The following is an 8828-nucleotide window of genomic DNA, read 5'->3' on the forward strand; positions in this document are numbered from 1 at the left end:
TTTCCCCCCGGCGCCCGATCCGATCGCAAAAGCGGGAGATTTAGCCGAGACGCTCGCCGTGCTGCGTGACGTCCAGGCCCTCGCGCTCCTCTTCCTCGCTGACGCGCAGGCCGACGATGCCGTCCACGATCTTCAGCAGGATGGCCGTGGCCACCGCCGTGAAGACGAAGACCGCCGCCACCGCCTGGAACTGGATGAGCAGCTGGGCCGTGGAGCCCGCGGTGCCCTCCGGCGCCGCCGTCGTGGCCGAGAGCGGGCCATAGGCGAGGACGCCGGTCAGCAGGGCGCCGACGATGCCGCAGATGCCGTGCACGCCGAAGGCGTCCAGGCTGTCGTCATAGCCGAGCCAATGCTTCAGCGCGGTCGCGCCCCAGAAGCCGGCCAGGCCCGCGACCACGCCGAGGATGAGCGAGGCACCCGGCAGGACGAAGCCCGCCGCCGGGGTGATGGCGACAAGGCCCGCCACCGCACCGGAAATCACGCCCAGCACGGAGGGCTTACCCTTGATGGCCCACTCGGCGACCATCCAGGTCATCGCCGCGGCGGCGGCCGCCGTGTTGGTGACCAGGAAGGCCATGCCCGCACGGCCACCGGCCGCACCGGCGGAACCCGCATTGAAGCCGAACCAGCCCACCCACAGCAGCGAGGCGCCGATGACGGCGAAGGCCAGGTTGTAAGGGGACAGGTTCTCGGTGCCGTAGCCGATCCGCTTGCCCAGGATCAGCGCGCCCACCAGGCCGGCGACACCCGCGTTGATGTGCACGACCGTACCGCCCGCGAAGTCGAGCGCGCCGAGGCCGAAGATCCAGCCGTTCGGATGCCAGACCCAATGCGCGATCGGCGAATAGACCAGCAGCGTCCACAGCAGCGTGAACAGCATCAGCGCCGAGAACTTGATGCGGTCGGCCAGCGCGCCGGTGATCAGCGCGGCGGTGATGATCGCGAAGGTCATCTGGAAGCAGACGAAGACCGTCTCGGGGATGGTGAAGGCGACCGCGCCGTCGCCCGAGCCCAGGGTGAAGGGCTTGTCCCAGTTCTCGGCGATGCCGCCGAGCATCACCTTGGACAGGTCGCCGAAATAGGCGCCGCCCTCGCCGAAGGCGATGCTGTAGCCGACCAGGATCCAGGCGATGGAGACCAGGCCCGTGATGGCGAAGGACTGCGCCAGGGTGGAGAGGACGTTCTTCTTGCGGACCATGCCCGCGTAGAAGAGCGCGAGGCCCGGGACGGTCATCATCAGCACGATGATCGTCGAGACCATCATCCAGGCCGTGTCGCCCGTGTCGATCTTCGCCTCCTCCGCGAAGGCCGGCATCGAGAGCGCGAGCAGCGGGGCTGCCGCGAGGGCGCCGCGCATCCAGGATTTCATGTTCGGTAGTCTCCCATTACTGGCGCCCCGGGGGGCCTGCCGATGATGTGCTTTGGGTTGGCTCACAGCGCCGACCCGTCGGTCTCGCCCGTGCGGATGCGCAGCGCGCGCTCGAGGTCCAGAACGAAGATCTTGCCGTCGCCGATCTTGCCGGTGCGGGCCGAGGCGGAGATGGCCTCCACCACCGCATCGACCATGTCCGAGGCCACGGCGACCTCGATCTTGAGCTTGGGCAGGAAGCTGACCTGGTACTCGGCCCCCCGGTAGATTTCGGTCTGCCCCTTCTGGCGACCGAAACCCTTCACTTCCGTCACCGTGAGCCCCTGCACGCCCAGCGGGGTGAGCGCATCGCGCACCTCGTCCAGCTTGAAGGGCTTGATGACCGCCATCACGAGCTTCATCCGCCTGCCTCTCTCCCGAATCCCGTTGCCGACGAGACAATCGCCGGTCAGTGACGTTTCCATCCAAGTTTCGTGCCAGGTCTGAAACCCAAGGATTTGCTGGGGTTGCGGATAGACCTGCCTATTTTCGGAGCAAACCGCGCAGCGTGACGCCGCCTGGATCAGCCTTCCGAGAACCCGGGCGATCGAGAGGGACGGAAGGTTCGGCGGCCGGGTGGCTCTGCGCGCGCGGCCGAATGGCCTAGACTGTCCGCCATGAGCACATCGTCACCTGCCGGTCTCGAGGTCGTGGTCGCCGTCATCGGCGCGGGGCCCGTGGGCGCGACCCTCGCCGCGGCCCTGGCGGCGCGCGGCGTTCCCGCCGCCGTGATCGACGCCGCTCCGCTGCCGCCGATGGAGCTCTCCGGCTTCGACGGGCGGGCCTATGCGATCGCGCTGGCCTCGCGCCGGCTGCTGGACGCGGCGGGCATCTGGGAAAGGCTCCCCACCACGCCCTGCCCCATCGAGGGCATCAAGGTCGCGGACGGACGCGTGGGCGAGACGCCCTCCCGGCTCGATCTCGATTTCGACGCGGCCGAGGTCGCCGGCGAGCCCTTCGGCTGGATGGTCGAGGCGCGCGCCCTGCGCGTGGCGCTGAATGCCCGCCTGCCCGGCATGCCCAACCTGCACGCCTTCGCGCCGATGACCGCCACCGTGGCGCGCGACGCGGAGGGCGTGACGGTCTCGCTGGCCGATGGCCGGACGATCCGCGCGCAGCTCGTGGTCGGGGCCGAGGGCCGCAACAGCCCGTTGCGCCAGGCCGCCGGCATCGGCACCGCGCGCCACGACTACGGGCAGATCGGCATGGTCGGCGCCTTCGCGCATGAGCTCCCGCACAACAACCGGGCGCTGGAGCTCTTCCTCTCGGCCGGGCCCTTCGCGCAGCTCCCCCTCTCGGACCTCGGCAGCTTCGGCACCAGCACGCTGCCGCACGCCTCCTCCTTCGTCTGGACCGAGCGCCGCGCCGCCGCCGAGGGCCTGCTGGCTTTGCCCGACGAGGCCTTCGCCCGCGAATTGCGCCGGCGGATCGGCGGGCATCTCGGCGCGATCGAGCCCATCGGCCGGCGCTGGCACTATCCGCTGACCGCCATGCACGCGACCCGCTATGTCGCCGAGCGGCTGGCACTCGTGGGTGATGCCGCCCACGGCATGCACCCGATCGCCGGGCAGGGGCTGAACATCGGCTTCCGCGACGTGACGGCCCTGTCCGAGCTGGTGGCCGAGGCCCATGCGGCGGGTTCGGATGCCGGCAGCCCGGCGCTGCTGGCACGCTATCAGGCCCGACGCCGGCCGGATGCGCTGATGATGATCGGCGCGACCCATGTGCTGGAGAAGCTCTTCGCCAATGACATCGGCCCCCTGCGGCTGGCGCGGCGGCTGGGGATCGCGGCCGTGAACCGCATCCCGTTGCTCAAGCGCAGCTTCGCGCGCCAGGCGATGGGGCTGCCGCTCCGCGGCTGATCACCGCGCCGGCGACCGCAGCGTCGCACGGCTCGGCAGCTCGATGGCGCGGCCCTCCCAGCGCAGCCGCAACGGGTCGGCGAGGGCCAGGGTGATCCGCATCGGCCGCCCCGGCGCATCGGGCGAGGCCAAAGCGATGTCCCAGCTCCGCGGCCCGTGAATCCGCACACGGCCCAGCATCTCGCGCGCCGGCCTGCCTTGGGCCAGTTGCTCGTTCAGCAGCCGCGCAAGGGCCTCCGGCTCGGCGAGGCGCATTGCCATGTCGCGCGCCATGCCGGCCACGAAGGCGGGCATGGGCCTGAGCTCGCTTTCCCGCGCCGCATGGGCCAGGGCCGCGGTGAGGGCCGGGCGCAGCGCGGTCCAGTCCACCTGGCCGGCCAGCGCCTGCGCATCGCCGCGCTGGATGGCGGAGGCGAATTGCAGCGCCGAGGCCACGGGCGAGGCGAGATAGAGGCCCAGTGACAGCACGGCGATGAGCGCCAGGAGGCGCCGGACACCGCGGGCGGGCCGCGCCGGAGCCATCGCGCGGGCCGGAGCGGCACGCGCGACGATTCCGCGCAGAGGCTGGCGCGAGTCGAACTCCGCCCAGATTTCGTCCCAGGAGTTGGATGCCGCCGTCCCGCTCATCTGACCCTCGCCGTCCCGTGTGACCGGGAAAAACCCGCCAACCGAGACCTCGTCTCGGTTTTTGGATTATTGGGCTGGGTCTATGAGCGAAGCGTTAACGCCGTCGCATTTCTGGGACGCTTGAGACGAGCCAGGCTTCCATCTCGCCGAAGAGCTGGCCCAGGGCCGCCTGCATGCCCGCAGCCTGGGCGGCCGGCGGCACCTCGGCGGGCAGCGGCACCACCGCCTCCATCCGTCGCTGGGCAAGAACGCGGGGATCGGCGAGGCCCACCCCCTCCGCCAGCAGCAGGCCGGTCATGGCGGCGCGGGCCTGGGTCGGCTCGGCCTGGAGGGTGATGATCCCGGCCTCCAGGATCAGCGGCGTGGAGAGCCGCGAGCCGGGCGCCGCGACGGCCGAGAAGGCCCTCGAGGCGATCAGCCATTCCCGCAGCGCCGCTTCCACGAGATCCGCCGGGGGCGCCAGCCATTCGTCGTAGAAGGCCACCTCCAGCGTGCCGTCGGCGCGCAGGCGCCGCAGGCCGCGCACTTCCATCCCCGGCCCGGCCCGCAGCGTCCGCAGCAGGATCGCCCCGCGCGGCGCGCCCTGGCGCGGAGCCGAGGCCGGCCGGCGCGGCTCCAGCGGATAGCGCCGGGTCTCGAGATAGGGCCGGCTCGGCAGAACCGAGCACCCCCCGGCCAAAGCGGGCAAAGCCAGCGCGGGCAGCGTGAGAAGAAGGCGCCGTTTCATCGGCCAGCTCCGGTCGGGGGTGGGGCGCCCAGGAGGGCCTGCGAGGGCGAGCGCCGCAGGGCCTCGGTGGTCTCGCGCAGATTGGCGGTGGTGGCGCGCAGGTCGCGCAACAGGGGCGCGAGGTCGGCCTGCAGGTCGCCGGTGGTGCCACGCACGCCGCGCACCCCGGCTTCCAGCTGCGTCACCGTGCCCGGCAGGCGGGCGGCCGTGCGGCGCAGATCCTGGGCCGCCGCCGCCAGCGAGGAGAGCGCGTTGCGGACGTCGGGCGAATCCACCGTCCCGCGCAGGGCAGCGCTGGTGGCGCGGAGCTCGCTCACGACGCCGGGGATGTCGGCGTCGCTGGCGATGCGCCGGAAGTCGCGGAGCAGCGCCGTCGCCTCACCGACCGCCTGGGCGAGCTCCAGAGCCTTGGCTTCGTCGCGCAGCTCCACCACCAGTGTGCTGATATTGGAGAAGAGCGTGGCGAAATCGATGCCTTGCAGCTGCCGCATGACCGTCTCCGCCGCCGTCTGCACCTGGGCGACGGTGGAGGGGACGGAGGGGATCCAGGTGTAGGCCGGGGTCCAGGGCACGGTGCTTGGCGCGAACTGGTCCGGATCGACGAAATCGAGCTCGATATAGGAGACGCCCGTGATTCCCTGGCTCGTGAGCCTGGCCCGCAGGCCGAGCTTGACGGCGTCCTCGGCCGCGGGGATGTCCCCCACCCGCTGCAGATCGACCGCGAAGCGCACCACCACGAGCTGGAAGGCATTGGCGAAGGGCACACCTTCCGGCCGGCGGTACTCGGCCGAGGCCAGCCCGATCGCCGTGACCCGCCCGACCGAGACGCCGCGATAGCGGACCGGCGAGCCGACCTCCAGGCCCTGCACGCTCTCGCGCAGATAGGTCTCCAAGACGGTGCTGGATCCGGTCAGCCGGCTCTGGGTCAGGAAGAAGACGAAGGTCAGCAGCAGGCCGAGGCCCACCAGGACCATCAGGCCCACCGAGAACTGAATTCTGCGCGCGCTTGCCATGTCTACATCGCCTCCCGCCGGAAGAAGGCGCGCACCGTCGGGTGCTCGCTCTCGTCGCGGAGTTTCTTGGGGTCGCCTAGCGCGATCATTCCCTGCGCGTCCTTGTCCAGCATGATGCAGCGGTCGCCGATGGCCAGGATGGATTGCAGCTCATGGGTGACCACCACGAAGGTGGTGCCGGTCTCGCGCGCCAGCGAGATGATGAGCTTATCCAGCCCGGCCGAAGTGATGGGATCGAGCCCTGCCGAGGGCTCGTCCAGGAAGAGAATCTCGGGGTCGAGCGCCATGGCGCGGGCGATGCCGGCCCGCTTGAGCATGCCGCCCGAGATCTCCGCCGGCAGGCGCCCGGCCGCATCGCCCAGGCCGACCAGACCGAGCTTGGAGCGCGCGATCATATTGCGGGCCTCCGGCGGCAGCTTGCTGTGCGCCTCGATCGGCAGCTCGACATTCTGCGCGAGGTCGAGCGAGCCGAGCAGGGCGCCGGACTGCCACATCACGCCGATGCGCCGCAGCAGGGCCCGCCGGTTCTCGCCCTCGAGCTTCGACCATTCCTCGTCGAGCACGCTGATCTCGCCGGCGGTGGGGGGCACCAGGCCGATGAGCAACTTGAGCAAGGTGGACTTGCCGCAGCCCGAGCCGCCGAGAATGACGAAGATCTCGCCCCGTCGAACGTCGAAGGTGACGTCCTTGAAGATGGTGCGCTGGCCAAAGCGCATCGCCAGATCGCGGGTCTGGATGACGACGTCCGTGTCGCCCTCGGCTTGAGGCTCCATCACCAGCCCAACCGGAAGAAGAGAATGGCGAAGATGCCGTCGAGCACCACCAGCGACACGATGCCGCCCACCACGGCGCTGGTTGCGGCATCGCCGACCGCGCGCGGCCCGCGGCCCGCCGACAGCCCCGCGACGCAGCCCACATAGCCGATGGCCAGCCCGAAGGCCGCAGCCTTGCCGAGCCCGCCGACAAGATCGCCGACCGACAGCCATTGCTGCAGCTGGTTCAGCACGGCGACGGGCGGGAAGCCCAGCGTCGCCATGACGATGCCCATGCCGATCAGCCCCATCACATTCATCACCATGGCCAAGGCCGGCATGACCAGCGTGGACGCGATGATGCGCGGAATGACCAGCCAGGCGGTCGGGTCGAGGCCCATGGTCTCCAGCGCGTCCACTTCCTCATTCACGCGCATGGTGCCGAGCTCGGCCGCATAGGCCGAACCGGTGCGGCCCGCGAGGATAACCCCCGCCAGCAGCGGCCCAAGCTCGCGGGTCAGCGAGATGCCGACCAGCTGGGGAATGAAGATCGTTGCGCCGAATTGCCGCATCGGCACGGAGGACTGGAAGGCCAGGATAACGCCGATCAGCAGGCCGAGGAGCATACAGAGGGGAAAGGCGCGGGTGCCGGCCTCGTCGAGGTGCCGCAGCATCTCGGCCCCGCGCAGCTTCCAGGGGCGCGGCACCAGCTTGGCCGTGGTGATGACCGTCTCGCCCAGGAAGTCCAGCCGCTGGCCAAAGCGGTTCAGAAAGCCGAGCGTATAGGCGCCCAGCGCGCCGATGGGGCGGAACCGGCGCGGCGGCGGCACCGATGGCTTCGCGTTCTCCAGACCGGTGCGGAAGCGCGCCAGGGCGCCACGGGCGGCGGGGTCCGCCGGCTCGTTCCACTCGCCCTCCGCACCGGCCAGCGAGACCAGCAGCGAGGCCCCGCCCGCATCAAGGTGCGTCACCCCTGAGGCGTCGAGCGTGACGGCGCCAGCCCTCTGGACAGCGCGATGGGCGGCCTCCCAACTGGCTGCCGCAGTCTCGCGATCCAGCGATCCCGAGAAGCGCAAGTGTAGCCGGCCGTCCTGAGTTTCGGCGGTGAACAATTCGATTGGCATATGCGCTGGACCATGGACGGCCGGGATGGCGGGGTTCAAGGGATAAAGTGTGACACGCGAAAGCGCGAAGGTGTCGCGGGCCTTAAACCCGCGCCCCGGCGATAAGCTTCACGCCGGCGTCGTCCTTTTCGCCAGCCCCCGTCGCGCCTCAGCGGCGCGGCGGCGTCATCAGCGAATGCAGCAGCACCGCCGCCGCGGCCGCGACGTTGAGGCTCTCCACGAGGCCGGAACCCGGCAGCGTCACCCGCGCCTCGCAGGGCGGCCAGGACCTCCGGCGAGAGGCCCGTCTCCTCATGGCCAAGCACCAGAGCGATGGGCTTGTTGCGGGGCAGCGCCTCGGGGGGCACCCCGCCCGTCGCCGCCGCGCCCACAACCAGGAGCTGACCGGAGAGACGGCGCAGATTCTGCGCGAGGTTGTCGGCACGGAAGACGGCAAGGTGCTCCAGCGCGCCCTCGGAGGTGCGGAAGGCCGCGTCGGAGAGGTCGGCCTGGCGGGCGTCGCCGGAGATGAGCATCGCCTTGGCGCCGAAGAAGGCCGCCCCACGCGCGATGGCGCCGAGATTGTGTGGATTGCCGATGCCGTCGAGCACCGGAAGCACGGAGCCGGCGAAGAGGATCGGCTGGGGCGGGTTGCCGATGGCCTCGGCCCGACGCGGATCGGCGATGGCGACGATGCCGCCATGGTGCTCGGTGCCGGCGATGCGGGCGAGCTCGTCGGAGAGGACCTCGCGATAGGCCTTCTGGTGCCGCGCGAGATAGCGGCAAAGCGGGCCTGCGACGTGGCGGCGCTCGGCGAGGTAATGCAGGCGCTGCACGGCCTCGGGGCGGCGCAGGAAGAGAGCGCGGACGGCGTTGACGCCGCAGATGCGCTGCGGTTCGGGCCGGCGGGGCTGAGGGACATAGCCGGCGAAATCAGACATGGGCGAGGGCCCGGAGCTGATCGTGAATTTGTTTCGAAATCGGAATGCCCTGCTTCGTTGCGGTTTCGGTCAGATCGTCCCGGCGCGTGCCGGGAAGGCGGACGCCCTCGTCGCCCAGCATGGCGAGGACGAGGGCCTCCATGCGGTCGAGGAAGGCGTCGTTGCCGGCAAGCGCACCGGGGTCGATGGCGAGGATCGCGTGGCCCAGGCGGGGCGCCTTGGGCGAGGGCGCGAAGAAGCTGTCGGCCTCGAAGCCAAAGGCGGCACCGCCCAGCGCCACGCAGAGGATCTCGACCACCAGGGCCAGGGCGGCGCCCTTCGTGCCGCCCATGGCGAGCATGGCGCCCTCCAGCGCGGCCTGGGGGTCGGTCGTCGGGCGCCCTGCGGCGTCCAGC

The 8828-nt window shown here is 70.8% G+C and carries 10 protein-coding genes; 1 reads left to right on the top strand and 9 read right to left on the bottom strand.

The features are described 5' to 3' along the window. Positions 1-40 precede the first annotated feature (40 nt). Both ACO057_RS01920 and ACO057_RS01925 read right to left on the bottom strand, forming a co-directional pair. Positions 41-1369, bottom strand: coding sequence for an ammonium transporter (locus tag ACO057_RS01920; RefSeq protein WP_421988661.1), 1329 nt, complete (start codon positions 1367-1369; stop codon positions 41-43). 62 nt (positions 1370-1431) lie between these two features. Further along, positions 1432-1770, bottom strand: a complete 339-nt coding sequence (locus tag ACO057_RS01925; RefSeq protein WP_421988662.1) for a P-II family nitrogen regulator — start codon at positions 1768-1770, stop codon at positions 1432-1434. Positions 1771-2025: 255 nt separating this feature from the next. Between ACO057_RS01925 and ACO057_RS01930 the strand changes: the two genes are divergently transcribed. Next, complete coding sequence (locus ACO057_RS01930; RefSeq protein ID WP_421988663.1) at positions 2026-3270, top strand: UbiH/UbiF/VisC/COQ6 family ubiquinone biosynthesis hydroxylase; 1245 nt, start codon at positions 2026-2028, stop codon at positions 3268-3270. On the opposite strand, the gene ACO057_RS01935 is transcribed toward ACO057_RS01930, so the two are convergent. The 7 genes from ACO057_RS01935 to ACO057_RS01965 all read right to left on the bottom strand — a co-directional run. After that, a complete protein-coding gene (locus ACO057_RS01935) occupies positions 3271-3897 on the bottom strand; it encodes a DUF2939 domain-containing protein (RefSeq protein ID WP_421988664.1) in 627 nt (208 codons plus the stop codon). A 94-nt stretch (positions 3898-3991) separates the two neighbouring features. Next, on the bottom strand, positions 3992-4624 hold the full coding sequence (locus tag ACO057_RS01940; protein WP_421988665.1) for an ABC-type transport auxiliary lipoprotein family protein: 633 nt from the start codon (positions 4622-4624) through the stop codon (positions 3992-3994). Continuing rightward, on the bottom strand, positions 4621-5637 hold the full coding sequence (locus ACO057_RS01945; protein WP_421988666.1) for an MlaD family protein: 1017 nt from the start codon (positions 5635-5637) through the stop codon (positions 4621-4623). Before ACO057_RS01945 ends, ACO057_RS01940 begins: the two co-directional genes overlap by 4 nt. A gap of 2 nt (positions 5638-5639) precedes the next feature. Further along, a complete protein-coding gene (locus tag ACO057_RS01950; protein ID WP_421988671.1) occupies positions 5640-6410 on the bottom strand; it encodes an ABC transporter ATP-binding protein in 771 nt (256 codons plus the stop codon). Beyond that, on the bottom strand, positions 6410-7513 hold the full coding sequence (locus tag ACO057_RS01955; protein ID WP_421988667.1) for an ABC transporter permease: 1104 nt from the start codon (positions 7511-7513) through the stop codon (positions 6410-6412). The genes ACO057_RS01950 and ACO057_RS01955 overlap by 1 nt, the downstream gene beginning before the upstream one ends. A 35-nt stretch (positions 7514-7548) precedes the next feature. Next, positions 7549-8433, bottom strand: a complete 885-nt coding sequence (locus ACO057_RS01960; protein ID WP_421988668.1) for a TrmH family RNA methyltransferase — start codon at positions 8431-8433, stop codon at positions 7549-7551. Then, positions 8426-8828, bottom strand: a 403-nt coding sequence (locus ACO057_RS01965; protein WP_421988669.1) for an Ldh family oxidoreductase, incomplete at its 5' end; no start/stop codon positions are given. The genes ACO057_RS01965 and ACO057_RS01960, both read right to left, overlap by 8 nt.

The sequence above is a fragment of the Roseococcus sp. genome, from assembly GCF_965227005.1.
Taxonomy (GTDB): Bacteria; Pseudomonadota; Alphaproteobacteria; order Acetobacterales; family Acetobacteraceae; genus Roseococcus.

What these genes read in the sequence shown, in the direction of transcription:
- ACO057_RS01960 (WP_421988668.1), bottom strand. Translation starts at nt 8,433, where the DNA reads ATGTCTGATTTCGCCGGCTATGTCCCTCAGCCCCGCCGGCCCGAACCG.
- ACO057_RS01935 (WP_421988664.1), bottom strand. Translation starts at nt 3,897, where the DNA reads ATGAGCGGGACGGCGGCATCCAACTCCTGGGACGAAATCTGGGCGGAG.
- ACO057_RS01945 (WP_421988666.1), bottom strand. Translation starts at nt 5,637, where the DNA reads ATGGCAAGCGCGCGCAGAATTCAGTTCTCGGTGGGCCTGATGGTCCTG.
- ACO057_RS01940 (WP_421988665.1), bottom strand. Translation starts at nt 4,624, where the DNA reads ATGAAACGGCGCCTTCTTCTCACGCTGCCCGCGCTGGCTTTGCCCGCT.
- ACO057_RS01925 (WP_421988662.1), bottom strand. Translation starts at nt 1,770, where the DNA reads ATGAAGCTCGTGATGGCGGTCATCAAGCCCTTCAAGCTGGACGAGGTG.
- ACO057_RS01955 (WP_421988667.1), bottom strand. Translation starts at nt 7,513, where the DNA reads ATGCCAATCGAATTGTTCACCGCCGAAACTCAGGACGGCCGGCTACAC.
- ACO057_RS01930 (WP_421988663.1), top strand. Translation starts at nt 2,026, where the DNA reads ATGAGCACATCGTCACCTGCCGGTCTCGAGGTCGTGGTCGCCGTCATC.
- ACO057_RS01920 (WP_421988661.1), bottom strand. Translation starts at nt 1,369, where the DNA reads ATGAAATCCTGGATGCGCGGCGCCCTCGCGGCAGCCCCGCTGCTCGCG.
- ACO057_RS01950 (WP_421988671.1), bottom strand. Translation starts at nt 6,410, where the DNA reads ATGGAGCCTCAAGCCGAGGGCGACACGGACGTCGTCATCCAGACCCGC.